The sequence below is a fragment of the Paenibacillus sp. FSL H8-0332 genome (genome assembly GCF_037963835.1).
Taxonomy (GTDB): Bacteria; Bacillota; Bacilli; order Paenibacillales; family Paenibacillaceae; genus Paenibacillus_AQ; species Paenibacillus_AQ rhizoplanae.
Window position 1 is genome coordinate 6,123,259 of sequence record NZ_CP150145.1, and the last position, 25,999, is coordinate 6,149,257.

A 25,999-nucleotide genomic window follows, 5' to 3' on the forward strand; every position below is an offset into this window, starting at 1 on the left:
TTCAAATAGAATTTTAAATAGGATTTTAATTTGAGCATCCAATTGAGCATTCACACAAAAAAACAGCCGCCCCCATAGGAAGCAGCCGTTCTGTCACACACTGAACTATTAAGCTGGTTAATTAAGCTCCATCTTCCCCCCGGGCAGCAGGTCGGAGCAGACGCGCTCCAGATAAGGCTTGGCACCGAGGAAATTGCGGAATGCGGTGTATTCGCGCCATTTGGCGGCCTGATCGCCGCTGTCGCTGCGGACGGCGCGGATCAGGATGTTCTTCGGAGTGTGCTCCATGTCGATGAATTCCAGCAGCTGGCTGCGGTAGCCCATCAGGTCCAGCAGCTTGGCCCGGATTGCATCGGTGGCGAGCGCCGAGAACCGTTCCTTCAGGATGCCGTGTGACAGCAGCGGACTTAGTACATCGCTCTGCACCTGCGCGAACAGCTCATGCTGGCAGCAGGGCACCGAGAGGATGACCGATGCGCCCCAGCGTACCGCCTTCTCCAGAGCCGCATCGGTCGCCGTATCACAAGCATGCAGAGTAACGACCATGTCCACCTGCTCCAGTTCATTATAGTCGGCGATGTCACCGACCAGGAACCGCAGACGGTCATAGCCCAGCTTGGCAGCGAGCGCACCGCAGTGCTCAATGACGTCCGCCTTCAGGTCAAGACCGACAATATTCAGCTCCCGCTGCTCACGGACGGCCAGATAATGATACAGGGCAAAGGTCAAATAGGATTTGCCGCAGCCAAAATCAACAATCGTCAGCGGACGCCCTGACGGCAGGTCGCCAAGCACATCCTGGACCATCTCCAGGAACCGGTTGATCTGGCGGAACTTGTCATACTTTTTGGCCAGCACCTTGCCTTCGCTGTTCATAATGCCAAGCTCCACCAGAAACGGCACCGGCTCGCCCTCGTCCAGCACATATTGCTTCCGGCGGTTATGGGCCAGATCCGGGGCTTCCTGTTTGCTGGCTGATTTGGTCAGAATGGACACCTTGTATTTTTTGCTGATCAGCACCTGGTAGTCGGCACTTGTGGTACACAGCAGGCCTTGGCGGAAGGTCTCCCGCAGTAAAGACAGCATTTCTTCTGCGGCATTCTCTGCGGGAATGTTGCGGTGTTCCACCTTGGGGCCGATATAGTAGGCAAACTGATAATGCAGCTTCCCTTTTAACTCAACAGGTTTGATCTGTACTTTACTGTAGGCGGTCTCGCCCTTGCTGCGCAGCTGGCTTAAAGTAGCTGTAATCAGCGTACGGCCGGTAATCACTTGCTCGATCAATTCTTTCAAAGCTTCCACTGGGTACATCCCACTTTCGGGTTTATAAAATAGAGCACGGTGTCTCCTGAATATCGTTATATTATAGCACTAACCGTCAGCTTGCTCCATTCTTCCCCGCCCTGCTGCACTTCCTCCAGAGGAAGACTGCCCTCGGCTAACTGCTCCGGACTCAACAGCAGCAGCCGTCCGTACAGCTCCCTGCCTTCCTCTGCAACATCCTCCCCATGCTCCCAGAGCCGGTACAAACTGTTCTCTGCTTTGGCATACCGTCCCATGGATTCCTGGTAGGCCATCAGCAGCCGCTCTGTTTTGGCCGGAAGGCGGTACGGCTCCACTTCCTCCAGCAGCTCATTGATCTCTTTCGTCATATTCAGCAGTTCCCGGTCGGCGCCATGCAGATCCGCATACAAAAACAGGTGGAGCGAGCGCATCGCCCTGAACAAGGCCTGATCCTGCTCCCCTTTGGCCGTGTAGATTCCGCCTTCCTCCTTCAGCAGCCGGGCTACCCCTTGCAGCTTATCCGCTTCCAGCACCCCGCCGAGACGAAACATATCAATAATATCCTCTACGGACAACGAATTGAGCAGACGCGAATTCAGGCGAAAATGCCGCATCAGTAGCTCATCCACTTCCCACAGGGCTTCTGTAGTTTTTTTATCCTGCTTCAAGGTCAGCACCTTGGCTACCATTGCCGTCATATCCTCGATCATGCGCACGATATAATCTCTCCGGAACATGTTTGCTCACCCTTTCGCCTTTGAAATCATCTTAAACCATTCCACCTGCCTGCGCCACCTGTGCACAACCCGTTCCTCAACAGACACTTGTGTTCACTGCTGCTGATTGTTCTTGACATAAAATAGCAGCCTCAAATACAATACACATATCCGATCTGGAATACAGATCGTACTGTAAGACAGATCGAACTATAGGAGGAAACGTGATGCCACAACCTGCTGACCCCGGGCAAAGCCCTCCGGAAGCTGCTGCTTCAAGCAAGTCTCAACTGGAAGAAAACGTCCAGCCTTTGAAGGTAACCCCGGAACAGGATAAACTGCTGGAAAGTGCCTTGCGGATTAAGATCATGCATACGCTGTCGGGGGAACCCCTCACATCCAAACAGGTTGCCGGGAAGCTGAACAAGACACCGGGGAACATCCACTACCACATCATCAAGCTCTATGAAGGCGGGCTTCTGGAGCTTGTCCGCACCGAAACGGCGGGGGGCATCATTCAGAAATTCTACCGCTCTAAGGGAACTATGTTCCGCTCGGAGCAGCTTACCGGCTTTCACTTCAGCCAAGAAGACCAGGTGGAGCATTTCATCACCAGACTCACCCTTTCCCCCCGGGAGCTTGCTAAATTCCATCAGGAGATGATGGAGCTGATCACCGCCTGGGAATCTAAAGTTACTGCCGGCGACGAATATGGCGTGGAAATCGTGATGGGCCGTCTGCAGTCTGCAGAGCCTGCTACTGAGCCGGATACAGATTCGGAGGTACAGAAGTAGATGAATACCGCCGCCCCTTCCGGGCAGGAAAAGCACAATCCGCTGCAGGGTTTCGCTGCTCCTTTTGTCCGCTCGCGCGCCTTCCCTTATCTGTGGCTGGGACATTTAATTTCATTCCTCGGCAGCTCAGTGACGATGGTCATTCTGCCCGTTCTCGTCTATTCCCTGACCGGATCAACTACCACGATGGGTCTGGTCATGGCCGCTTACATGCTGCCGAATGTGATCATGCTTCCGGTATCCGGACATATCGTGGACCGTTACGACCGTGTGCGGATTATGATGCTGGCGGATATTGCCCGTTTTGCCGTAATGATGATAACAGCAGTCTTAGCCCTGACCGGAATACTCAGCATTCCGCTGCTCTGTATCCTGGTAGCCTTCTATGGTCTGCTCGATGGTCTATTCCAGCCTGCCTATGCTGCAGTCCGGGCCACAGTATTCACTCCCGACATCCGCGTGGCTGCGAATTCGCTGACCCAAATCACTACCCAGTCCGTACGCCTGATCGGCCCCGCCCTGGGCGGTCTGCTGATCACTCACCTGTCCGCAGGTGTCGGGTTTGGCCTGGATGCCTTCACCTATCTTATCTCCCTCATCTGCCTGGTCTATCTGCGCAGAGTGCTGATCGCCCAATTACAGACCAGACCCGCCGCAGATGCCGCGGCCTCAGTTCTACCGGATACTGAAGCCCAGGATACTCCTAACTGGAAAGAGGATTTCATCGAGGGGATCTCCGTTCTGCGCAGCCACCCCTGGCTGTGGATTACGATTCTGGCCTTCTGCTTCATCAACATCTGCTACGCGGGAATCAGCACCGTCCTGCTTCCCTGGCTCTTCAAGGTCCATCACGGCTGGCCTCCTTATGTCTACGGGCTTGCCGTTACTTTCTCCGGGGTAGGCGCAATTATCGCAGGCCTGCTGTTCGGACTGCGGCCCAAATGGAAGAACCGCGGCATTATGGCTTACAGCGGTGCTATGCTGGGTGGTCTGGCCCTGCTGCTCATGCCGTTCGCGGGTACTCCTGCTGCAGCCATCGGTTTCTTTGCCCTTGAAGGCTTCGGGCTGATGATCTTCGGGCTGATCTGGGAGATCAGCCTGCAGGAGCTTGTTCCGAAGGAAGCCTTTGGACGGGTAGCCAGTCTGGATATGTTCGGGTCCTTCGCTCTGCTGCCGGTCGGTTACATCTTTGTCGGCTGGCTGGCCGACGTGATTGGTGGGGTTCCGACAATCCTTATTTTCTCCACTCTGGGACTGACCTGTGTCGCTCTCGTGCTCTGTGTTCCGGCTATCCGTAAATTTCAATAAAACCGCCATGCGGCCGTGCGGTCAACACAAAGAGACAGCACCCGCCCGATGGCGGAAGTGCTGCCTCTTTCTGCTTATATGAATTACTTCTGCACAGGGGCATGCACGAAATCCTTAATAATCTGTACCAGCTGCTCCGGCGCTTCATACATACTCATATGGCCTACACCCGGAAGTGTCGCCTTGGTGATATTCTGGTTATCCGAGGTGAAGGTCCGCTCCGGCGTCACTTTCGTGTCCTCCGCTCCGGCCACCAGCAATACCGGCAGCGCTGTTGCCGAGATCACATCGCGGCGGTCCGGGCGCTCGCGCATAGCCAAGGACGCGCCAACAGCGCCTTGCGGCGGAGTCTTATAGCCGATCTCCTTGGCACGATCCAGCAGCCGGGGTTCCGCTTCAGGAGCAAACAGTCCAGGCACCAGCTGATCTACAAAAGCAAAGATGCCTTCGCTCTGGATCATCGTGACGCTCTTCAGCCTGTTCTCCTTGGCTTCTTCACTGTCCGGATAGCCGGAGGAATGAATCAGCCCGAAGCCCTTCAATCTGGAAGCATGATGCTGGGCAAACGACAGGGTAATATAGCCTCCGAGCGAATGTCCGAGCAGATAGCATTCAGGAATCTCCAAGGCATCCAGCAGCGACAGCACATCATCGGCCATCTGCTCGATGGTATAGGCTCCAAGCGGAGCATCTGAAGCCCCGTGCCCGCGCAGATCAGGGGCAATGACCCGGTAATTGGCGGTTAAGCCCGGAATAACCTTCTCCCAGTATTCAGCACTCCCGCAGAATCCATGCAGCAGCACTATTACTTCACCCTTGCCTTGATCACTGTAGCAAATGTTGCTTCCTTCGCATCGAACATTTTCCATGGCTGCTTCCCCTCTTTCTTATGTAGTTGTCTATATTAATAAGCTAGAACAGAACATTTGAAACGCTCTCAATCCGTAAGTCCAAAACCCTGGGCTGCAGCCAGTGCAATCTGGTCAGCCATAAGGATCACCCGGTAGAGCGGTGTGGTCTGCAGGGTCCGGTAGGGGCGGGGGCTGTTCACATCAACGATGGCTGCCAGGCTGTAATTCCCTACTGCCGGCAACCGCAGCCCGACAGATTCTGCCGGACGCAGCGGCTGTGCTGCCGCAAAATAACAGCCCAGCGCCGCAGGCGGTCCCAGACAGGCATCGATAGCGATAATAATCTGCCCTTCCGGAATCTCTGTTATCCGCTGAACCAGATTATCCGCGTCACAGGGCGATGGCAGCGTTCCCGTTACATTCGGAAATCCGTACTCCAGTAGACGGCTTCCCGTCAGGGGGCCGAGTGCATCCCCTGTAGAGCGGTCCGTTCCGATACAGAGAAAGGTCAACTTCTCCGCCGAATACACTTCTGCGATCTCCCGGAAGAAGGCTGCCAGCCCCCCGGCATCCATCTTACGTCTTTTTCTGCTCTCCTCTTCTCTGATGGCCAAGACCTTCCCCCCTCGTTAACCTACCTGGAATGTTTCCCTATAATTTAACATGTTTGCGTGATCTGGACAAAAAAATGGTCATTTGCGGGTCAACCATGTTAAAATACTGGAACTATGACTAAGGGAGGACGGTATACCCAATGGACTTATCGAAACCAAGCCAGGAGAACGTTGAATATATGATCGAAGGCATTAAAAACAAGCTAAAAATGGCCAGTGCCGCTGCGATGCAGGCCTCGGCTTTTTCGGTGGAGCAATACGAGGATATTCAGGATGTGTATGAGGTTGCCATGGGCAGCGACAGGCTCAGTATCTCACAGGTGGAGGCACTGGTCTCCGAGCTAGGACGTTTACGCAAAAAATAGAACAGTGCTGCCCTTACAAGAAGAAACGGCTACGGCATCCTTCACAAGGACGGTATCCGCTTCTGCAAGAAATAAATCCTTATCTTTTAAAAAAACCCTTCTCTCCACCTGTCCGCAAGCGGATGGTGAAGAAGAAGGGCTTTTCTCTGCGTTCCGGCTTTGCTTCAGGATTGTACTGCTCCCGGCATTTACGGGAGATCAATCAGGATGAATTCGGCATCGCCTTCGCTGCTTATGCCTTTAAGGGTCAGGTCACAGCTCTTGCGGATACGCGCCGCATCCCCATGCTGGAGCTGGAATACACCGTCCGCGCATGATATCTCCAGATTCCCGGAAATGACATACAGATGGGTGCGCCGCTCCTCCTGCTGGGGATAGCGCAGCTCACGGTTCGTCTGCAGAACGGACAAGTAGATGTTAACATCATTGTCCAGCTGCAGCGAGCCCTGAGTCCCTTCCCCTGAAGCCACATGCAGCAGGTGGTTGAGCTTAAGCTCGGCCGGAAAGAACCGGGCATCCCATTTCGGAGTCTTACCGGGCCGGTCGGGCAAAAGCCAGATCTGCAGGAACCGGACATCCACATGGTCTGACGGATTCGTCTCCGAATGGTTAATGCCTGTTCCTGCGCTCATCAGCTGCACACTGCCTGCCTGCAGATCTGCATGATTCCCCAGATCATCCTGATGCTTCAGCACACCGGATACCACATAAGTGATAATCTCCAGATCATGATGCGGGTGCTCATGCATACCTTGCTCCGGCTTCAATTCATTGTCGTTATGCGCCAGCAGTGCGCCGAAATGGGCGTTGCTGGGATCATCATAATCGGCAAACGAAAAGCTGAACTCACTGTGTATCCATTCTCTATTCGATGTATGTCGCTCGGCTGCTGTAACTACTTTTATCATAATGTTGCACCTCCATAGATGTTGGAATCTTATCAATATCCTAAACAGGGGAATGAATGCTCTTCAATATGGGATGTATAGATGCGCTATGATTAACTATTTCTTACCCCCTTCCCTTCGAGATCAATCAAACTTGTAAAGCCGCATATTCATCGAAATAGGTATGAAAAAACACCTTTTCGGCTGGTATGCTCCCTTATGCTCCGGCAATCTTTGCCAAGCTATTCCGCTGTTTCAGCACTTAGCCCAAAGTGTATATACGAAGTAAGAACATTCAGGCTCACCTGAATTTGAATGACAATTCTGATAAGGAGTGATTGATAATGAATAAAGCAGAGAAGGAATTTCCGGTAGAAAGCGGCAGCACATTCTTTAAAGGGATCTTCATCGGCGGTCTGCTTGGAGCAGCAGCGGCACTGTTATTCGCACCGAAGCCTGGACGCGAGATGCGCAGTGACCTGTCCGATAAGCTGACCGTAGCTACAGACAAGACGAAAGAGGTTGCCGGAGCCGTAACTGACAAGACCAAGACGATTGCTACGACCGTAGGTGAAAAAGCTACAGACCTGGCAGGCACCGTATCGGCCAAAGCCTCCGATATCTTCACCACAGTCAGTGACAGCAAGCAACAAATTGCAGCTACTCTGGCGGAAACCGGCAAAAAGATTGGCGAAACGGTAAGCGATGCCTCCAAGGACATCACGGGCAGCGTTAAGGATGCCTCCCAGGACATAGCGGTTGAAGCCAAGGATACCTCCAAAGATGTTGCCGACAAGGCGAAGGACGCTTCCAAGGAAATCGCAGGCGCAGCTAAGGATGCTAAGGACGAAGTTAAATCCTCTTATTAATCCCGGATTTTCAGGCTGATTATACATTGAAGGGAGCGGCCAGATCTTCCGTAGCTGGCCGCTCCCTATTTATGCATGTCTTATATTTCAATAAAGCCTGATTCAGGCTACAGAAAGCAGGTACGCCTTATGGGAGAAGCGGACAACAGAACCAAAGCTTATGACGTAGATGAGCATCCCTTCGAGCTGCGGCATGAGGTCAAGCGCTTGAATGCGAGGCTCGACAAGATCGCCGACTCACTGGAGAAATCCGAGTTCAAGGATATCCTGGAGAACTATACAGACCCCAAGAAGCGGATTATTACCAATCTGATGGCCGGGATCTCCAGAGGTCTGGGCCTCTCACTCGGTACCTTTGTCATTCTCGGTTTACTTGGCTATATTCTCAGTTTGTTTCTCAATGTACCGGTTATCGGGGAATATCTTGGAGAAATCAAAAAGTATATAGATGCTAACTAGCTGACCACATTTCCCGCGCATCCCTCCTGCAGCCTACTCTACCGCGAATAGACTGTAGGAGGGATGTTGCTCATGGCCAAATCCCTCCCTTTGCGTGGGCCCAAAAAAGGGCAGGCTCCATCCCGTAAGGGATAGAGCCTGCCCTGGTAATTATAATGGCATTGATATTTAATAGGATGAATTAGCCATGATCTGCTTCAGCTTCTCCGTAGCCCGCTTCTGGATACGGGACACACTCATCTGCGAGACGCCCAGCTTCTGGGCAATAGCCCGCTGGGATTGGCCATCCTGGAAGGCCAGCAGCAGCACCTGCTGCTCCTGCTCCTTCAGTTGTCCGAGCGCCTGCTGGAGATCCATACGCTTCTCCACGGTCTCGTAGTCATTTGCGTCAGAGCTGATCAATTCCCCGAGTGTGGCTCCACTCTCTTCCTGAGAGAGCGGTGAATCCAGGGAGACATAATGATAACATTCTCTGCCAGCCAGCACTTCCACAGTTTCCTCAACCGTCAGATCCAGGTAATGGGCAATCTCTTCAACCGCCGGAGAACGTTCGAGCCGCATGGTCAGTTCATCAATGGCCTGCTGCACAAGCGCGCCTTTTTCCTTAATCCGCCGCGGAACCTGTATGTACCAGGATTTATCACGCAGGAAGTTTTTCATGTGTCCAATCATACTCTTCATCGCATATGGCTCGAAGGGAATCCCCAAGCTGATGTCGTATTGCGCCAGCAGCCGGATCAGCGCCATTTGCCCCACCTGATACAGATCCTCGTAGAGATCCGGGCGGTTACGGGCGATTTTGCCGGCGGCCATCTTCACCATCGGTTCATATTTGCGGATGAGCACTGTTGCAATTTCATTGTCTTTCGTCTGCTGGTATTCCCAGATCAGGCTTACTGCTTCATTCATGGACTCTGGGGGAGTCACTTTGTCACTCATACTTTCTCCTCGCTGAAATTGAGCCGTTTAGTCAGGGTAACGACTGTTCCTTTCCCTGCTTCACTAACGACGCTAACGTCATCCATCAGCGCCTGCATTAGATAGAATCCGAGTCCGCCTACCTGAACATCATTCAGCTCCTTGTCATGAAGCGTCAGACGTTCCCCGGACGCATCCAAACCGTCAAAGCTCTCCCCCTCATCTTTGACAGTAATGGATAAGACACTTGATCCTACCTCAAAGATTACATCAACCACACCGTCTGCCTGCCCGTAAGCATACAGCACGGAGTTATTACAGGCTTCCGAGACTGCTACCTTCATATCTTCAATGTCCTCATAAGTGAAACCCATCTTGGAGGCAATGCCATATAAATTAAGTCTGACGATATCGACATATTCTGCACTGGCGGGTAACTGAAGAACTACTCTTTGTACGTCATCACTCATTCTTAGTTCGATCCTTTCCTAGTGGGAATTCTCTTGGGAGGCAAAAAATTTGGAAATGCCGGTCATGTCAAACAGCTTCTGTATTTGCGGAGGAACTTCAGCAACGGTAAACTTAACGTCCATTCCATGTCTTGCCTTGAGGATCGACAACAGGATTCCGATACCGGTGCTGTCAATATACTTCAGATCCTTCAGATTGATCACTAGATCAAGTCCAGTATCTCCCACTAGAGGTTCCATCACCAAACGAAAGTCTGGCGCCACAGACAGATCGAGTTCACCTACCAGATAGACAGTACATACCGAACCAACAGTTTCGGTTTTTGCATGAAACTTTTCGCTTTTATGTGTATTCATAGACAACTCTCCTGATTAAATGTTTTCTTTACCAATAACCCTAATAGCACATGGTTGAAACAAAAAAGTAACAATACGGCACTGGCAATTCATGGACTAAGCATTGAAAATTGAGGTGTTCCGCTGGGTTGCGGGATTATCCCTGCCGGAATATCTGGAGAGCATTTGTTTGATGCTGCTTAGCTTAAGCGGCTTGCTGATGTAACCGTCCATCCCGGCAGCGGTGCACCGGTCCTGAATTCCCTCCATCACATTCGCTGTCATCGCAATGATCACCGTCTTGTCCGGAGAACCGCTGCCCTCCTCACGAATCAGGGAGGTTGCTTCAAGTCCATCCATCACCGGCATCTGCAGGTCCATGAAGATAAAATCATACACGGATTCCCGGGTCAGCTCTACAGCCTGGTTCCCGTCCTCGGCAACATCGGCACGATATCCTAGCTTATCCAGCATGCTAACCATAAGCCGCTGATTAATCGGATGGTCATCCACGACCAGCACTTTGCTCCGGCTTGCCTCTTCTACCCCGCTCGCTGCACCTTCCTCTTCCCGGCTGACGCCTTCCAACTCATGCTCCGGCACCCCAACCTGGATACTGAATACAAAGGTAGCCCCCTTCTCTTCCATCGACTCTACGCGGATATCTCCGCCCATCATACCCACCAGGGATTTGCAGATGGCGAGGCCCAGGCCCGTGCCTCCGTATTTGCGGGTCATGGATGAATCAAGCTGGGAGAAGGGCTGGAACAGCCGGTCACATTTCTCCGGAGAAATGCCGATGCCTGTATCTTTAACTGTAAATTCAATGACCAGTTTATTATCCGCTGCTGGCAGACTGGAAGCAACTAAATAAACGCCGCCCTGGTTGGTAAATTTCACCGCATTGGCTACGAGGTTGATCAGCACCTGGCGCAGCCGGGCCATATCTCCATAGATCAGCCGCGGCAGCTTCTGGTCGATGAAATAGGCCAGTTCCAGATTTTTTTTGCCGGCTTCGGCCGAGAACAAGCTAAATACCTCCTGAATGGTGGTATTCAGCTCGAATAATTGCTCTTCCATTTCCATCTTGCCCGACTCCATCTTGGTGAAGTCAAGGATATCGTTAATCACCGTAATTAGTGTGTCCGCACTTTTCCGGATAATCTCTGTGTATTCCTTCTGCTCAGGAGCAAGCTGGGTCTCCATCAAAAGATCAATCATGCCCACTACGCCATTCATCGGTGTGCGGATCTCGTGACTCATCATCGCAAGAAATTCGGTCTTGGCCTTCGCGGCGATCTCCGCCTCTTCCTTGGCTTTGATCAATTCACCGTTCATGCGCTCAAGCTCCAGCGTCTTTTGCTGCAACTGCATCGCTTGAAGCTGCTGCTTCTTGCTGGTCAGATACATATTAACAAAGCCTTCAATCTTAGACTTTAGAATCTGCGGAATAAACGGTTTGACCATATAATCAATAGCGCCGGCCGAGTACCCTGCGAATAGATGCTCCGATTCCCTGCTGTTGGCAGAGATGAAGATGATCGGAATATCCTTGGTCTTCTCCCGGGCTTTGATTAATTTGGCGGTTTCGATCCCGTCCATACCCGGCATCTGAACGTCCAGAACAATCACGGCGAATTCATATTTCAATAAGCACCGCAGTGCTTCTTCTCCAGAATTGGCTTTGACAAGCTTGTAATGCTGACTCTCAAGGACGGCTTCGAGTGCCAGCAAATTCTCGGGACGGTCGTCAACCAGCAGTATATGAATCGGTTCCTGAACCCCCATAGGTCCCTCCTAACCCGCTATTTATTTTTGCGGTATATTTTCTCTACCCGGTCCAGAGGCTCATAGCTATCACTGTATCGCGTGAAATGAATGGATTCCTTAGAACCGAGGACCAGTACTCCGAACCGGCTGAGGCTCTCATGGAACAAGCCATGCACATGATCGCGGAGCTCATCGTTGAAGTAGATCATTACGTTGCGGCACAGGATCACATTGAATTCATTAAAGGAAGTGTCTGTCGCCAGATTATGCTCTGCAAAAATGATATTCTTGCGTAAATACGGCTGGAAAATTACTGAATTATATTTCGCTGTATAATATTCCGAGAAAGCCCCCGTGCCTCCGGCCTCAAGGTAGTTCTTGGTGTATTGCTTCATTTTGCCAATTTCGTACACGCCTTCTTTGGCCTGCTGCAAGGAACGGGCGTTCATGTCCGTTGCATAAATCCTTGCCTTATCATACAAGCCTTCCTCATGCAGCATAATCGCCATCGAGTAGACCTCTTCGCCTGTCGAGCAGCCGGCATGCCAGATCCGGATATAAGGATAGGTCCGCAGGAGCGGAATGACCTTTTGGCGGAACGTCAGGAAGAGTCCCGGGTCACGGAACATCTCTGTCACAGGGATCGAGAGGCTGTATACAAACCGTTCGAAGCAGGCACGGTCATGCAGCACCTTCTCCTGCAGAGCAGATATAGTGGGTAAGCTCTCCGCATGGACATGATGCCAGATACGCCGTTTCAAGGAAGGCAGCGCATAATTTCTGAAGTCATATCCATACAGCCGGTGTACTCCGCTCAGAAGCAGCTCAATCTCAATTTGTTCAAGCTCCTGCTTGCTTCCCGGCTGATTCCCCTGCTCCTCATATCCATGCTCCATCGCTGCCATTGTCATCAATACTCCCTTGCCTGTGCCTTATTTCCGTACGTGGTTTCAACCTACTGTATAGCTATTACCCCGAAATCACGCTTACGAATACAACCAGACGCGCATTAACGAAAGAAGCTGATCGGTGCTGATCGGTTTCTTCATATAATCGGAGGCTCCGGCTTCAATACACTTGGCGCGGTCCTCCTTCATCGCCTTGGCTGTAAGCGCTATGATCGGCAATTTCTGGTACTGCGGCATCTGCCGGATACGGCGCATGGCTTCATATCCATCCATCTCCGGCATCATCATATCCATCAGCACCAGGTCATAATCACTCTGCTCGACCAGCATGTCGATGGCCTCGCGGCCGTTCTCGGCAAATTTCACTTCCATGTGATAACCTTCGAGCACGCTGGAGAGGGCGAAGACGTTGCGGATATCATCATCGACGAGCAGAATTTTCTTGCCGTCAAACAGTTCTTCTTTATTGTGCAGCTTTTGCAGAATTTTACGCTTATCCTCCGGCAGATTTGCTTCTACCCGGTGCATGAACAGCGTTGTCTCATCCAAAAGCCGTTCCGGCGAGCGGACATCCTTAATAATAATGGATTCTGCATATTTACGGAGTTGCGTTTCTTCCTTGCTGTCCAGATCCTTACCGGTATAAATAATAATCGGCAGATCATTCAGCTCTTCATCATCACGGATCTGATCCAGCAGCTCGAATCCGGTCATATCATCCAGCATGAGGTCAAGGACCATACAATCGTATCTCTGCGTGTGCAGCTCATTCAGGGCCTCCTGGCCTGAAGAAACCGCCGTAATGACAACATCATCATGGCCGATAAGCTCCTCGATGGAGCGGCGCTGGATATCGTCGTCCTCTACGATCAGCAGATGCTTCATCGTGCTTGCGGTATAATTCTCAATCTGCGAGAAGGCCCGCTCAAGCGCTTCCCGGGAGGACGGCTTTCTCAGATAGGCCATCGCCCCCATCATGAGCCCCTGCTTCATCTCATCATTCACAGAGATTACATGCACTGGAATATGGCGCGTCTGGGAGTCGCCCTTAAGCTCCCTCAGAATCGACCAGCCGTCCATAACGGGCAGCTGAATATCGAGAATGATTGCGTCCGGCAGCATAGTCTTGGCCATCTGTAGGCCAGTATCGCCCTGTAGAGCTACCAGCCCCTTGAAGCCGCGCCCGCGGGCCATGCTCAGCAATATCTTGGCAAAGCTCTCATCATCCTCAATTATCAGCAGCACCTTATCGCCGCTGGCAAGGGATTCCCTGTCATCTTCGACAACTACAGGCACAGCAGGTGTAGGGGCAATATCCCCCGCTACATCCATTGACACGGGTATCCGATATTTCTCAAGCTGTGCGGGCTCCCCGGCAGGTGCGGCTTCTATCGCTCCGGGCAGCAGGCTGAAGTTTCCCTGGATGGGTAGATACAGCGTAAATACGCTTCCTTGCCCTTCACGGGACTCCAGTCCGATGGCTCCGCCCATCAGGCGGGCTAATTCGCGGCTGATCGACAGCCCAAGCCCCGTACCGCCATATTTGCGGCTTGTCGTGCCGTCCACCTGCTGGAACGCCTCGAAGACGATGTCCAGCTTATCTGACGGGATACCGATGCCGCTGTCTTTGACGGATATGGAGATATACTCATATTCATGGGGCAGATAGGCAGGCAGCCGCTTGACGTCGGCACGGCTGACAGAGAACTCTATATACCCTTCGCTGGTGAATTTGAAGGCATTGGACAACAGGTTGCGCAGGATCTGCTTCAGTCTGTGGCTGTCACTGTACACGCTGTCCGGCAGCGGCTCATCAAACGACAGGCGCAGCGACAGCCCCTTCTGCGCAGCCAGTGGAGCAAAGTTCTGCTTCACGAAGGTCTTCAGCTCGACCAGCGGAATCTCTTCATGATTCAGCTCCATTTTGCCGGCATCGACCTTGGACAGATCGAGAATCTCGTCAATCATCTTAAGCAGATCCGCACCTGACATATAGATGGTATGGGCGAATTCCACCTGTTTCTCGCTCAGGTTGCCCTCCTTATTCTCCTTAAGGAGCTGGGAGAGGATCAACAGGCTGTTCAGCGGGGTCCGCAGCTCATGGGACATATTGGCGAGAAACTCGGATTTGTATTTGCTGGTTACCGCCAGCTGCATCGCCTGCTTCTCCAGCTGCATACGGGCATGCTCAATTTCATCCTTCTTCTCTTCAACCTCCTGCACCTGATCCTGCAGCGCACGGGTCTTGGAGACCAGCTCTGTATTGTAATGCTCCAGCTCTTCCTGCTGACGCTGCAATAACTCCTCTGAGCGCTTCAGGGCATCTGTCTGCTCCTCCAGGTTCTCGTTGGAACGGCGCAGCTCCTCCTGCTGGGTCTGCAGCTCCTCCGACTGGCATTGCAGCTCTTCGGTGAGCGCCTGCGATTCGCGCAGCAACTCTTCAACCACCAGCCTGCGGCTGATGTTGTTCAGAATAATCCCCAGATTACTGGAGAGCTGATGGAGCAGTTCATTCTGCAGCACCGAGAACGGTGAGAAGGAAGCGAATTCCACCACACCCAGCACCTCATCCTCGAATAAAAGCGGCTGGATCGATATATAACTCGGATGCGATTCCCCAAATCCGGAAGATACCGCGATATAGTTGTCAGGTGCCTCTGTCAGCTTGATCGGCAGCTTATCCAAGGCGCTCTGCCCGACCAGTCCCTGACCGATCTCGAAGCTCTCCTTGGGGGTAACGCCCTCCTCACCGGCATAAAAAGCACTGCTCACCAGCAGGTTCGGATTATCCTGGCTCTTCAGATAGACGGCACCATACTGGGCTCCCAGTACAGGCGTGAATTCACTGATAAAGGTCTGGGATACCTGATCCAGCGAGCTGACGCCGCGCAGCAGCTCCGTGACCCGGGCTATATTGGCATTCAGCCAAGCCTGATCGCTCTGGGCCTGGGCGTAGGACCGCTCAAGCTCCTGTTTCTGCTCGATATCTTCAGCCATCTGCTGGAACACCCGGGCTACGTCACCAATCTCATCCTTAGACTTCACCTTGATCCGGCGGATGGCCCGCATTTTGCCGTTGCCGAAGCTGGTGATCATCATGGAGACGACACTTAGGCCGCGCGTAATGCTCGGTATCACCCACAGAATGACACCCAGCCCGAGCAGCAGCCCCAAGGCCATGATCAGGGTGACCATCTGAATCGATCTGGCGGAAGCCTCCTGGGCTGTGGCAGTCTCCTCGGTCATCCGGAAGGCATTGTAATCAGACAGGACATTCAGACTGTTCAGCACCTCGTTCTGAATATCCTGTCCTTCTGCATTGCGGTACGTATTGGCGTTCTGAAAAAATCCGGCGCCGAGCATCTCCAAGACCTTATTCTGATACTTCAGATAAGCGGAGTAGGAGTTCTCAATCCGTGATAACATCTGCAGTTCCTCTGCCGTCTTCAGCGAGGCCTTAATGTTCTCCAGGTGCTCTCCGGCCTTAAGGACCTTACTGTCGATTTCCGATTTCTGCGCTTCCACAGTTACGGTATCAGCATTAAGCATAGATGTGGTCAGAATCCGTGCCATGTCGTTCACTTCACCGCGAAGTCCCGAAGAAGCGCGGCCCTTACTGTATCTCTCCTGGTAGCTGTCAAGCTGGCCGCTCATATAATGCAGCCTATCATAGCCGATCATGGTAAGGGCCAGCATAATGGCCAGCATCGCACTAAACCCGATTAGCAGTTTCGCCTTAATCTTCATTGCCTATCTGTTCCTTTCTTCATAGAGATCCATACCAGACATTTATCATCATCACGGTCCGAATTGACAGGTTCGCTCAGGAAGGCAGCGCGCATAACCTCTTCCTGCCAGTCATGAGTGGAATTCAAATGCCCGATCATGAATTGCAGCTGTTCCTCCTGACCGCCCTCCACCATCTCCAACAGGCCGTCGGTGAACAGCACCAGATGACCCTCGTCCTCATAGCTCAGGCTCTGCTGCTGGATATCAATCCGGTCAAACAGCCCGACCGGATGGCAGTTGCTCTCAAGCAGCACCGGCGTCTTAGCCTCTCCCTCAAAGAACAGCGCCGGCGGATGTCCGGCATTCACATAGTTAATCCGCTTCATGCGGGTATCAATGACAAGATAAATAGCGGTGAAATAATACTGGACCAGCTGCTTCTCAATATAAAGCTGGTTAAACCGTCTGTTCAGCTCCTGAATGACCTTCTCCGGCTCCACATAGGTGGTTACAGTATCCTTCAATACTGAGGCCAGGAACATGCAGAACAGGGAGGACGAAATGCCGTGACCCATCATATCCAGCAGGATGACCGCATAACGCCCGTCGCCCAGCGGATACCAGGCATACAGATCTCCGGCCAGCTCGAAAGAAGGCTGATAGATGGCATGTACCTCCAAGGCCTCCTCGGCCAGCGGCAGACTGAGCACGGCATTCTGTACCAGGGCAGCGAGCTTCAATTCATCCTGTATCCGCTGATCCCGCTCCTTATGCCAGTCCTTCTCGCGCTTCAGCCGCAGTGCCAAGCGGATACGGGCCATCAGCTCCACCTTATTGATCGGCTTCGTCACATAATCCACCGCCCCGGCATCCAGCGCCTCGGCGAGCTTCTTAGAGTCACCTACAGCCGTAACCATAATAATAGGAATATCCTTCAGGTGCTCATATTGCTGGACCACACGGCAGGCTTCAATTCCATCCATTTCCGGCATCATCATATCCAGCAGAATCAGGTCCACATCGGACGGCCTGGGCTGCACGTTCTCTCCCCCCGCACCGACTCCCAGCAGCTTCAACATATCTATTGCGGACGAAGCCGTTATGAAATTCCGGTAATCTTCCTTCTTGAGGATTTCACGGATAATAATTACATTGGTAGGATTGTCGTCTACGATTAATATTCTCAAGCTTCCTCACCTCACGCGTATAATGTTAAGCTCTTCATCCCGCAGTTCTCTCATTCTATCATACGTTATTTACACGGCCTGTTACCAACCCGCTAGATATTGGCATAAACAGGTTCCCGTCTTCAACAAAGTAACCTCCAGTCCCACTAGATCTAGTGGGACTGGAGGTTACGCTATTGTACTATGGAGGTCAAGCAAACTGAGCTTGAATTATTGTGGGTTTCTTTTGGCAATAACAAGAACCTTGCCTGTATCAAGCTCTTTCTCATAAAAGGCCGCCTCCGCTGCGCTGAAGCCAAGGGAAGTAATCTTGAAGCGTAAAGCGTCGCCACGCGAACGGAAGAGATTGGCGATTGAACCAAATAGCCCTTCTTCACTCAGCCCTACTTCATTAGTATCTGCGGCGTCGACAATACGTCCTTCGCGGTCTTCATCGTGACTGATCACATAGAGATCCTCTCTGGTGTAGCCGCTGCTACGGAGCCGATTCACTTCTTCTATCGCCTGAATACCGTTCTCCAGCAGCTTGGCATAGGCCTGTGTACCGATTGAATCCATGAAATCACTCTCCTTCATAATGGGTAAGGGGCAAGCCACCGGATAGATGACTGAGCATTCATTAACCAGAAATCCCGCCCTTGAAACAGCTTCAGAAGGAATTGGCGTCAAACAAATCCAATCCATCCCATTCGCCGCTCTCCTTATGGCGGTAGATCTTGAACGCAGCATCTCCCCTAATATAAACATCCCCATCCTCGGCTTCAAAATCAGGCGCACCCAGCATATCCCGCACGTTCATGGTCTGTGGATCGAGTAGCTGTCCGTTAAGCCTCAGACCGTATTGCCCAGCCTGAGCAGGTGAAGCATGAACGTAGAGGACAACGCCGCCGCATACCCCAGCCGAGATATCGGCATATGAATATTCCAGGCATCCCGCCCAAGGATCTTCAGCAATCTGCTGAGGGGCTCCCTTGGCCTCCAGCAGCTCCTCTTCCGTCATATATAAGCTAATGCCGGATAAGGAATCGAAGCTGCTTATGTAAGGATCGGCAGCGATATTATGCTCGAAGGCGAACATCGCCGGGAGCTGTACGGCGGTTGCAGAAGCGGCAGGGACAGTCATATCTTGCGGCGTTGCAGATATGAAGGGAGCAAGCAGACCAAGCAAGAGAATAACCATTTTCATAGGAGTTCCGCCTTTCATGAGCTGGTATTGCCCCGTCCTGTGCCCCGCCGTATATCATTCCATCAAGGGATTAGTGGCGGAATTTCTGCCAGATCGCGGCGGCTGCATCCACGCCTTTGAGGGCTGTTGCGACTTTGCCCTTGGATTTGCTTGAACTCACTGCCTCATAGGATTGAACGGTTCTCTCCTCGGCTGGTGTTAACGGGGCTTCTGCGATAGATACCGACTTTGCCTTATCCTTCAGTTCACGTGATTTACGGAATTTCTCGATCACCGTTACCGATACCTGCTTCACGGTCAATGTCAGCTCGTTCATGACATCGCCCAGATTCTTCACGGAATCCACAATCGGGTCAATCTTCTGAATTTTGCTCTGGACATCAGCAGTGATGTCATTGGCATGCCGGACTGTTGTTTTCACTTCATAGGTAAGCTCATCGATAGTCTTCTGAACCTCCTGCAGCGTCTGGCTGACCTTGTCGAGCGAGTCCTTCGCTGACTTTAAGGTTTTGATTAAGAAGAATACGAGTACTGCAAAGGCGATAGCAGCCAGTGCTACGCTAAGTTCAATGATCATTTTGAATAACCCCTTCCTAGTGTCTAATTCCTAGTGTCTAAATTGTCGGTTTGCCCTGTGTGATACTGCATAGTTACCCTTACAGAATTCGGCCGAAACAAAGGTCAAGCCCCTGGAATCCTCTTCCTTTCCTCCCTGTTTCAAATGGATAAGCCTCGTTTAAACAATGACTACATCAACGCACAGAAAGGATGACTCCTCATGTTAAGATGGTCTATCATTCTGCTGGTGGTTGCCCTGATTGCCGGTATCTTCGGATTCTTCAATATTGTGGCGGCGGCTGTCGGTATTGCCAAAGTATTGTTCTACATCTTCCTGGTCCTCTTTGTGGTCTCCCTCTTTATGGGGCGCAGGGGACGATCAATGTAGTCAAGTCTACCGTTAGCTAACTGCTTCCAGGCAGTGCTGCAGGCCCGGAGGTCTCCGTCAGGAGACCTCCGGGCCTCTTGCTGTCTTCAAAAAGTATAGGCCTTTCCGCTCAGGTTGTCATCCATGATTCGGACCGGAATGAGGCTTTACTCGTCAAGCGGGACAGGAATAAATAAATTTCCTTGCCGACAATGGTTCATACAATGCAAATTATGTTTATATCCTTATTAGCACAGCATGAACATAGAAAATCGTACCAACATACCTAGGAGGAATCATCAATGAAAAAATTAGCCAGTTTAACAGTAGCAATGGGTCTTATGGCTTCCATAGCAGCAACAGCTTCCGCTGCTGAGGTAACAACAGGAACAACAGCAACTACCAAAACCACTTCTTCTGATGCAGTAGCTACTGTAACCGGAGCCACTTACCTGAATCCGGCAGACCCGGTAATTACGCCAGCGGACATCAAGCCGGCGACTCCTCAGATCATTCTGACCAAGACTACAGCGTTCCATCTTTCTATGGGAAGCATGGCAACTCCTGCAGGCTGGCTGAGTGCACAGACTGTTGATACTACCGGAGTGATCATGAAGGACGCAATGGGCAACGAATGGAGAGAAGTCTACACTTGGCTGGGTACAGCCTGGATTAAGGTTCCTTCCTCCGCATATGTAATCAATCCATAAACGACTGACACATAGGAGTCATAGCTGCTCAACTCATGTGCTGCAGCTATGACTCACGCATGTATCTGACAAGGCCCGTGGATGTTAATCCAGACGGCCTTTTTTTGTGTGTTCATGTTACGACAAAAAGGGTTATCCCTTCAGTAGAAGCTTCTACTGAAGGGATAACCCCACCAAACACCCGATTGTAGTTCACCCGTCACAAACTTGTACTGCCTGTCGCTTCTTGCTGTCATAGCTCTATATGTTAGCGGATGACCGAACCTCCGTACAGGAAACGGTTCATCCATGAAGCGCTTAAATTATCTACTCTTACACCGCCGGAGCTTACTGAATAGGTATGCAACAGCTTCCCGTCACCCAAATACATGGCAACATGCGTAATTCTTGCCGTAGACTTGTTGATCCCTGTATAAGCAGAGGGAGAAGTTCCTTTATAATCCATGAAGAACATCAAATCACCGCGTTTCAAGCCGGCTATATCCGTGACCACAGCGCTGTTCTGCTTGACCCAATCCCCCTGTTGCCGGGAATCGGCAGGCAGCTTCATGTTCGCTGCGTCCATGAAGATCTGGCGGATGAAATCCGAGCAATCGAAGGTACGGGTATCATTGCGGCTGGAGCCGAATTCATACGGCGTTCCCAGATAGCCCATCCCCGCTGCGATCACAGGTTCAATCCCTGCCGTCTGCCCGGCTGTAGGTACAGGTGCCGGAACTGGTGTCGGCATAGGCGTCGGAACAGGCGCCGCCGGTGTTGGAGCAGGCGATGATGAACCAGCCGCTACAATATACTGGTCAGATGAGCTTGTATACCCCACCGTACCATTTGCCGTTCTTATTTTGTACCAATAGCTGTTGGTTTCTTCAAGGATGGTAACCTGGTCATTCTTGTAGAGATATCCAACCACTGCTCCGCTTGTTCCAGGGGTATCCCGGACACGGACCGTGGATTGGATCACTGCAACCTGTGAGGCAGGTGCGGAAGCCGTAACCACCCGGATATAAGAAGCCCCCGAGCTTGTATACCCCACAATCCCTTCTGCCGTTCTTACTTTGTACCAATAGCTGCCCGCAGCTTCCAGAATAACTACCTGGTCGCCTTTATTTAGATATTTCAGTATCGTGCTGCTGTTAGACGGATCTGTACGCAGCCGGACTGAAGCTTCAATGATACCCGTCTGTCCGGTGGATGCCGCCAACGTTGAAATCGAAGAATCGGTTGCAGCGAAGGCCTGTCCCGGATTGAACACTCCCAAGGATAATGCCAGTGATGCGGAAACCCAGAGTGATGCTGTAAATTTCTTGCGTGATACGATCATAGCGTTCCCCCGCTTAGCGTATTAAGAAATTCAACAACGGCGCGCGCTACGTTTGTTGCTTTCTGCCCTCATTATAGGCCTACCCGGGATTTGGAACATGCTCCAAATTTCACAAAAAACCTTTCCATCTTATGGTAACATGCAGGTCTATAGTCTCGATTTCTCCTTGGATTTGGTGGAAATTACAGCTAACTAGGAGAAATCATGGAATGTTACTCCTTGGGCTCCACATGAACTTGCACATGCATGATGTTGTGCAGCTTGGTCATCCGCTCTTCAATCGAGTCGCTGATCTCATGCCCTTCCATGACCGTCATGCGGGCATTGACCTCCACGACCACATCCACCAGCACATGATTACCATGTACACGGGCCTTCAAATCCTTGATGCCCTCCACGCCCGGCGTCCGGGCAATGGTGCTGCGCAGGTCCAGCAGCTTATCTTCGTCAAAGCCGTCAGTCAGCCGGTACGTGGAATCACGGAAAATATCCCAGGCTGTCTTGATAATCAGCAAGCCGACTCCGATGGCGGCAGCCGAATCAATCCATGGCAGCCCGAACTGTGCCCCTACTATGCCCACAGCCGCGCCGACGCTGACTATCGCATCCGAGAAATTGTCCTTCGCCGCAGCCATCAGCGCATGGTTATTAATTCTTTTCGCCAGACGCTTGTTATATATATATACCCCCATCATCGCTACGGCACACACCAGTGCCACACCGGCAGACCAGAGCTGCGGTGTAGCCTTGGCTCCCTCGAACAACGAGCGCACCGCTTCCACTATGACCTGGATGCCCACCAGCGCCATAATAAAAGAGGCCATTAGCGCAGCAATCGTCTCGGCCCGGAAATGCCCGTAGGTATGATCGGAATCCGGCGGCTTCCGGGAGATGCGCAGACCGATCAGCACCGCCAGCGAGGCTACAATATCGGTTAAATTGTTGAAGCCGTCTGCCAAGAGTGCACTGGAGGCGAACAGGTAACCGCAGACCAGCTTAAAGGCGGACAAAATCACATATGCGGCGATACTGACCAGCGCACCCTTTTCACCCTTGCGGATATCTTCATAAATATCGGTCATCTCTGCCCCTCACCCTCTCCCTATCCCTGCCGCATAAATACAGGAAATCTTTCTTTGAGTTATTCTTGCCCTTGTAGCCGCATTTAAAAACATTTAGAATAAGAAAAGGACTTGCTGCCTAAGGGGGTAACATAATGAGCGAGAACAATGAGAAACCAAAAATTAATTTGGCCGATGCCATCCGCCAGAAGCTGGAGCAGAAGAAACAGCATGCTTCGGGAAAACCGGAGTCAACCTTCCAGGCCGGCTCCGCGAAACCGCTGAAAAGCCAGAATAACAAGAAGCCGAACAATCAACGCCGCCGGACTGGCGGGTCTTAGACTTCTAATTTGTTGTATATTTTGAACATAAACGGCTGCGTGATCCCTTCGGGGACGACGCAGCCGTTTGTCGTATGAACACATTACCGTTCATTCTGTCTCTATCTAGTTCTTAAGCCTCTGCAGGGTACATCCGGGCACGCATTTCCTTGATCTCCGGGTTATCCAGATACTCGTCATAGCTCATCGTACGGTCAATTACTCCAGCCGGAGTAATCTCGATAATGCGGTTGGCAATCGTCTGGATGAACTGATGGTCATGGGAGGTGAACAGGATCGTGCCGTCAAAGTCAATCAGCCCGTTATTGAGCGCGGTGATCGATTCCAGGTCCAAGTGATTGGTAGGCTCATCGAACACAAGCACGTTCGCCCCGTTCAGCATCATCTTGGCCAGCATACAGCGGACCTTCTCGCCCCCGGACAATACGCTTGCCTTCTTCAGTGCTTCTTCGCCGGCGAACAGCATCCGGCCGAGGAATCCGCGCAGGAAGGTTTCGTCCTGATCCTTGGAATACTGGCGCAGCCACTCCACCAGGTTCATGTTCACCCCGTCGAAGTAGCTGGAGTTATCCTTAGGGAAATACGCCTGGGTAGTTGTTACTCCCCAAGTATACTCACCCGCATCTGCTTCATCCTCGCCCATAATCACATCGAACAGCAGGGATTTTGGCTGGGAATGCGGTCCTACAAAAGCGATTTTATCCCCTTTGTTCACTACAAAGCTGACTTCATCCAGCAGCTTGTCGCCGTCCACAGCCTTGGTCAGGCCGCTGATCGTAAGCAATTGCTTGCCGGCTTCACGCTCCGGCTTGAAGTTCAGGAACGGGTATTTACGGTTGGAAGGACGGATATCGTCCAGTGTAATCTTCTCGAGCTGCTTCTTACGGGAAGTCGCCTGCTTCGATTTGGACGCATTGGCCGAGAAGCGCTGAATGAAGGCTTGCAGCTCCTTCATCTTGTCTTCCTTCTTCTTGTTCGAGTCGCGCTGCAGGGCCTGGGCCAATTGGCTGGACTCATACCAGAAGTCGTAGTTGCCGACGTACATCTGGATTTTGCCGAAATCGATGTCCGCAATATGCGTGCAGACCTTGTTCAGGAAGTGACGGTCATGGGATACCACGATAACAGTGCCTTCGTAGTCCATGAGGAAGTTCTCCAGCCAGCCAATGGATTCAAGATCCAAATGGTTGGTAGGCTCATCGAGCAGCAGGTTGTTCGGACGTCCAAACAACGCTTGGGCCAGCAGTACACGGACCTTCTCGTTGCCGCTGAGTTCGGCCATTTTCTTATCATGCATCTCACGCATAATACCAAGGCCAATCAGCATTGCAGCCGCATCAGGCTCAGCATCCCAGCCGTTCAGCTCTGCAAATTCACCTTCCAGTTCACCCGCGCGAAGTCCGTCCGCTTCAGTGAAGTCGCTCTTAGCGTACAGAGCATCCTTCTCCTTCATAATTTCATATAGCCGGGTATGGCCCATAATTACTGTCTCCAGCACCAGATGCTCATCATACTCGAAATGGTTCTGCTTGAGTATCGCCAGTCGTTCACCGGGTGTAATATGCACATCGCCGATGTTCGCTTCAATCTCTCCGGACAGAATCTTTAGAAAGGTCGATTTGCCGGCGCCGTTCGCGCCAATCAGACCGTAGCAGTTGCCGGGGGTGAATTTTATGTTTACGTCCTCAAATAGTGCGCGTTTTCCGTAGCGGAGTGTTACGCCGCTTGTGCTAATCATTAAGCATTACCATCCTTTTCACTTAGGTTCCGGCTCATTATAGCATAAAATCAAGCAAAATGGCCCTTATTACGGCTCTTATTTAAGTAGAAGTGTTATTGCCCCGCCGGGCGTTCCTCGGGCTGGACGACCAGCGTCTCCCCATAGCCCAAGGTACGGATACGCTCCTCGCTGAGCCCCTGCGCCACCCTTGCCTGCTCCATCCGGTCCAGCGCTTCACGCGCCGTGTCATCGGCCAGCCTGAAGGTTCCGAAGTGCATCGGAATCATCAGCTCTGCGCCAACATCAAGGAAGGCCTGCACGGCCTCCTCGGGATTCACATGCTGGGAGTTCATGAACCATTCAGGTTCATAAGCGCCTATCGGCATCAGCGCCACATGCAGCTTGAAGCGGCTGCCAATCTCCTTGAAGCCCGGGAAGAAGCCGCTGTCCCCGGCAAAATAGAGGTTAGGCGGAAGCAGCTTATGCTGCGCCTTGCCCTCCTCCCCCTCCGGGTGCTTCTGCGGGTCTGCCGGCTGAAGCACATAACCGCCCCAGTGCGAGGAATTCGTATCGAACGGCGTTCTCCGCGTCCAGTGCTGGGTCGGGACAAACGTCAGCTTGATTGCGCCCAGCGTAATCTCCTGCCACCACTGCATTTCCTGGCAGTTCGGGAAGCCTTTGCGGTGCATCTTGCGCTTCAGTCCGGCAGGCACCACAATAGTTGTTCCTTCCCGGTACAGCTTGCGGATGGACGCGATATGCAGGTGATCATAGTGGGAGTGGGAGATCAGAATCAGATCGATCGGCGGGATATCCGCGAGCGGAATGCCCGGCTGACCGATCCGCTTCTCGAAGCCCAGCCGCCGCGCCCAGATCGGGTCGGTGATGATATTAAGCCCTTCGTATTGCAGAAAAAAAGTGGAGTGCCCGATCCACGTAATCGTCGTCTCCAGCCGGTTCCCGGCCAGATAGTCCAGCCGCGGCGGATGATTCGGTACTTTATAGGTGTAATCCTTCTTTTTCTTCCGGCGGTCCTCACGCCATTGGCGGAATTCCTTAAGCGTTTTATCGGTGCTGACATTGTCGATGTTGTTATAACGTATTTTGGCCATAGCAAGAACCACTCCTTATAGCAGATTTGCCTTTTCTGTTGCCCGGCGGCAAACCCCGTATCTTAACTATAGGGTTCCGCAGAATCATTTGCAAAATTACAGGGCTCTGCGGAACGCTCATTACAAATTGTACCCAAATGACTGGGCGGGAAACGTCC

The 25,999-nt window shown here is 52.0% G+C and carries 27 protein-coding genes; 8 read left to right on the plus strand and 19 right to left on the minus strand.

Annotated features, from left to right (window positions below; genetic code table 11):
* Window positions 1–117 precede the first annotated feature (117 nt).
* A complete protein-coding gene (locus tag NST43_RS26535; RefSeq protein ID WP_339220328.1) occupies window positions 118–1,311 on the minus strand; it encodes an SAM-dependent methyltransferase in 1,194 nt (397 codons plus the stop codon).
* A gap of 47 nt (window positions 1,312–1,358) precedes the next feature.
* Window positions 1,359–2,021 (minus strand): DUF6483 family protein, encoded by a 663-nt coding sequence (locus NST43_RS26540; protein WP_339220330.1) that lies wholly within the window; start codon window positions 2,019–2,021, stop codon window positions 1,359–1,361.
* A 206-nt stretch (window positions 2,022–2,227) separates the two neighbouring features.
* On the opposite strand from NST43_RS26540, the gene NST43_RS26545 reads away from it, so the two are divergent.
* Both NST43_RS26545 and NST43_RS26550 read left to right on the plus strand, forming a co-directional pair.
* Entirely contained in the window at window positions 2,228–2,794 is a 567-nt protein-coding gene (locus NST43_RS26545) for a winged helix-turn-helix domain-containing protein (protein ID WP_173139699.1), read from the plus strand.
* Window positions 2,795–4,102 carry an MFS transporter gene (locus tag NST43_RS26550; RefSeq protein ID WP_339220333.1) on the plus strand — a complete coding sequence of 436 codons (1,308 nt, stop codon included), beginning with the start codon at window positions 2,795–2,797 and terminating at the stop codon, window positions 4,100–4,102.
* A gap of 83 nt (window positions 4,103–4,185) precedes the next feature.
* Here NST43_RS26550 and NST43_RS26555 read toward each other — a convergent pair whose 3' ends face one another.
* On the minus strand, window positions 4,186–4,971 hold the full coding sequence (locus NST43_RS26555; RefSeq protein ID WP_339220335.1) for an alpha/beta fold hydrolase: 786 nt from the start codon (window positions 4,969–4,971) through the stop codon (window positions 4,186–4,188).
* 68 nt (window positions 4,972–5,039) lie between these two features.
* Window positions 5,040–5,528: a spore protease YyaC gene (yyaC, locus tag NST43_RS26560; protein ID WP_339225533.1), complete on the minus strand. Its 489-nt coding sequence runs from the start codon at window positions 5,526–5,528 to the stop codon at window positions 5,040–5,042.
* Between the two features lie 179 nt (window positions 5,529–5,707).
* Between yyaC and NST43_RS26565 the strand changes: the two genes are divergently transcribed.
* Window positions 5,708–5,932 (plus strand): DUF1128 domain-containing protein, encoded by a 225-nt coding sequence (locus tag NST43_RS26565; RefSeq protein ID WP_173139705.1) that lies wholly within the window; start codon window positions 5,708–5,710, stop codon window positions 5,930–5,932.
* A gap of 188 nt (window positions 5,933–6,120) precedes the next feature.
* On the opposite strand, the gene NST43_RS26570 is transcribed toward NST43_RS26565, so the two are convergent.
* Window positions 6,121–6,840, minus strand: coding sequence for a pirin family protein (locus NST43_RS26570; protein ID WP_339220336.1), 720 nt, complete (start codon window positions 6,838–6,840; stop codon window positions 6,121–6,123).
* Window positions 6,841–7,163: 323 nt separating this feature from the next.
* Here NST43_RS26570 and NST43_RS26575 point away from each other — a divergent pair, with 323 nt between their 5' ends.
* Together NST43_RS26575 and NST43_RS26580 are read left to right on the plus strand one after the other, a co-directional pair.
* Entirely contained in the window at window positions 7,164–7,688 is a 525-nt protein-coding gene (locus tag NST43_RS26575) for a YtxH domain-containing protein (protein ID WP_209991858.1), read from the plus strand.
* Between the two features lie 129 nt (window positions 7,689–7,817).
* Complete coding sequence (locus tag NST43_RS26580; RefSeq protein WP_209991857.1) at window positions 7,818–8,147, plus strand: DUF5665 domain-containing protein; 330 nt, start codon at window positions 7,818–7,820, stop codon at window positions 8,145–8,147.
* A gap of 168 nt (window positions 8,148–8,315) precedes the next feature.
* Here NST43_RS26580 and NST43_RS26585 read toward each other — a convergent pair whose 3' ends face one another.
* The 10 genes from NST43_RS26585 to NST43_RS26630 form a co-directional block, all read right to left on the minus strand.
* The gene (locus NST43_RS26585) at window positions 8,316–9,086 is read right to left on the minus strand and encodes a sigma-70 family RNA polymerase sigma factor (protein WP_209991855.1); all 771 of its coding nucleotides are present in this window, start codon (window positions 9,084–9,086) and stop codon (window positions 8,316–8,318) included.
* The gene (gene rsbW, locus NST43_RS26590) at window positions 9,083–9,535 is read right to left on the minus strand and encodes an anti-sigma B factor RsbW (protein ID WP_173139715.1); all 453 of its coding nucleotides are present in this window, start codon (window positions 9,533–9,535) and stop codon (window positions 9,083–9,085) included. The genes NST43_RS26585 and rsbW overlap by 4 nt, the downstream gene beginning before the upstream one ends.
* A gap of 18 nt (window positions 9,536–9,553) precedes the next feature.
* Complete coding sequence (locus NST43_RS26595) at window positions 9,554–9,892, minus strand: STAS domain-containing protein (RefSeq protein WP_036694974.1); 339 nt, start codon at window positions 9,890–9,892, stop codon at window positions 9,554–9,556.
* A gap of 96 nt (window positions 9,893–9,988) precedes the next feature.
* Window positions 9,989–11,659 carry a response regulator gene (locus NST43_RS26600; protein ID WP_339220339.1) on the minus strand — a complete coding sequence of 557 codons (1,671 nt, stop codon included), beginning with the start codon at window positions 11,657–11,659 and terminating at the stop codon, window positions 9,989–9,991.
* 17 nt (window positions 11,660–11,676) lie between these two features.
* Window positions 11,677–12,537, minus strand: a complete 861-nt coding sequence (locus tag NST43_RS26605; protein WP_339225534.1) for a protein-glutamate O-methyltransferase CheR — start codon at window positions 12,535–12,537, stop codon at window positions 11,677–11,679.
* 90 nt (window positions 12,538–12,627) lie between these two features.
* Window positions 12,628–16,296 carry a response regulator gene (locus NST43_RS26610; protein ID WP_339220340.1) on the minus strand — a complete coding sequence of 1,223 codons (3,669 nt, stop codon included), beginning with the start codon at window positions 16,294–16,296 and terminating at the stop codon, window positions 12,628–12,630.
* Window positions 16,293–17,465 carry a SpoIIE family protein phosphatase gene (locus NST43_RS26615; protein WP_339220341.1) on the minus strand — a complete coding sequence of 391 codons (1,173 nt, stop codon included), beginning with the start codon at window positions 17,463–17,465 and terminating at the stop codon, window positions 16,293–16,295. The genes NST43_RS26610 and NST43_RS26615 overlap by 4 nt, the downstream gene beginning before the upstream one ends.
* Window positions 17,466–17,675: 210 nt before the next feature.
* The gene (locus NST43_RS26620) at window positions 17,676–18,023 is read right to left on the minus strand and encodes a general stress protein (protein WP_209991850.1); all 348 of its coding nucleotides are present in this window, start codon (window positions 18,021–18,023) and stop codon (window positions 17,676–17,678) included.
* A gap of 91 nt (window positions 18,024–18,114) precedes the next feature.
* Window positions 18,115–18,651, minus strand: a complete 537-nt coding sequence (locus NST43_RS26625) for a hypothetical protein (protein ID WP_339220342.1) — start codon at window positions 18,649–18,651, stop codon at window positions 18,115–18,117.
* 70 nt (window positions 18,652–18,721) lie between these two features.
* A complete protein-coding gene (locus NST43_RS26630; protein ID WP_209991848.1) occupies window positions 18,722–19,228 on the minus strand; it encodes a DUF948 domain-containing protein in 507 nt (168 codons plus the stop codon).
* Window positions 19,229–19,429: 201 nt separating this feature from the next.
* On the opposite strand from NST43_RS26630, the gene NST43_RS26635 reads away from it, so the two are divergent.
* Entirely contained in the window at window positions 19,430–19,597 is a 168-nt protein-coding gene (locus NST43_RS26635; protein ID WP_036730311.1) for a DUF1328 domain-containing protein, read from the plus strand.
* Window positions 19,598–19,878: 281 nt separating this feature from the next.
* Window positions 19,879–20,286, plus strand: coding sequence for a hypothetical protein (locus NST43_RS26640; protein ID WP_209991847.1), 408 nt, complete (start codon window positions 19,879–19,881; stop codon window positions 20,284–20,286).
* 247 nt (window positions 20,287–20,533) lie between these two features.
* Here NST43_RS26640 and NST43_RS26645 read toward each other — a convergent pair whose 3' ends face one another.
* Together NST43_RS26645 and NST43_RS26650 are read right to left on the minus strand one after the other, a co-directional pair.
* Window positions 20,534–21,607: an SH3 domain-containing protein gene (locus tag NST43_RS26645; RefSeq protein WP_209991846.1), complete on the minus strand. Its 1,074-nt coding sequence runs from the start codon at window positions 21,605–21,607 to the stop codon at window positions 20,534–20,536.
* A 212-nt stretch (window positions 21,608–21,819) separates the two neighbouring features.
* Complete coding sequence (locus tag NST43_RS26650; protein ID WP_209991845.1) at window positions 21,820–22,689, minus strand: cation diffusion facilitator family transporter; 870 nt, start codon at window positions 22,687–22,689, stop codon at window positions 21,820–21,822.
* Window positions 22,690–22,823: 134 nt separating this feature from the next.
* Between NST43_RS26650 and NST43_RS26655 the strand changes: the two genes are divergently transcribed.
* A complete protein-coding gene (locus NST43_RS26655; protein ID WP_209991844.1) occupies window positions 22,824–23,009 on the plus strand; it encodes a hypothetical protein in 186 nt (61 codons plus the stop codon).
* A 112-nt stretch (window positions 23,010–23,121) separates the two neighbouring features.
* Here NST43_RS26655 and NST43_RS26660 read toward each other — a convergent pair whose 3' ends face one another.
* Window positions 23,122–24,747: an ATP-binding cassette domain-containing protein gene (locus tag NST43_RS26660; RefSeq protein WP_339220346.1), complete on the minus strand. Its 1,626-nt coding sequence runs from the start codon at window positions 24,745–24,747 to the stop codon at window positions 23,122–23,124.
* A gap of 95 nt (window positions 24,748–24,842) precedes the next feature.
* Window positions 24,843–25,841, minus strand: coding sequence for an MBL fold metallo-hydrolase (locus NST43_RS26665; RefSeq protein WP_209991842.1), 999 nt, complete (start codon window positions 25,839–25,841; stop codon window positions 24,843–24,845).
* Between the last annotated feature and the right edge of the window lie 158 nt (window positions 25,842–25,999).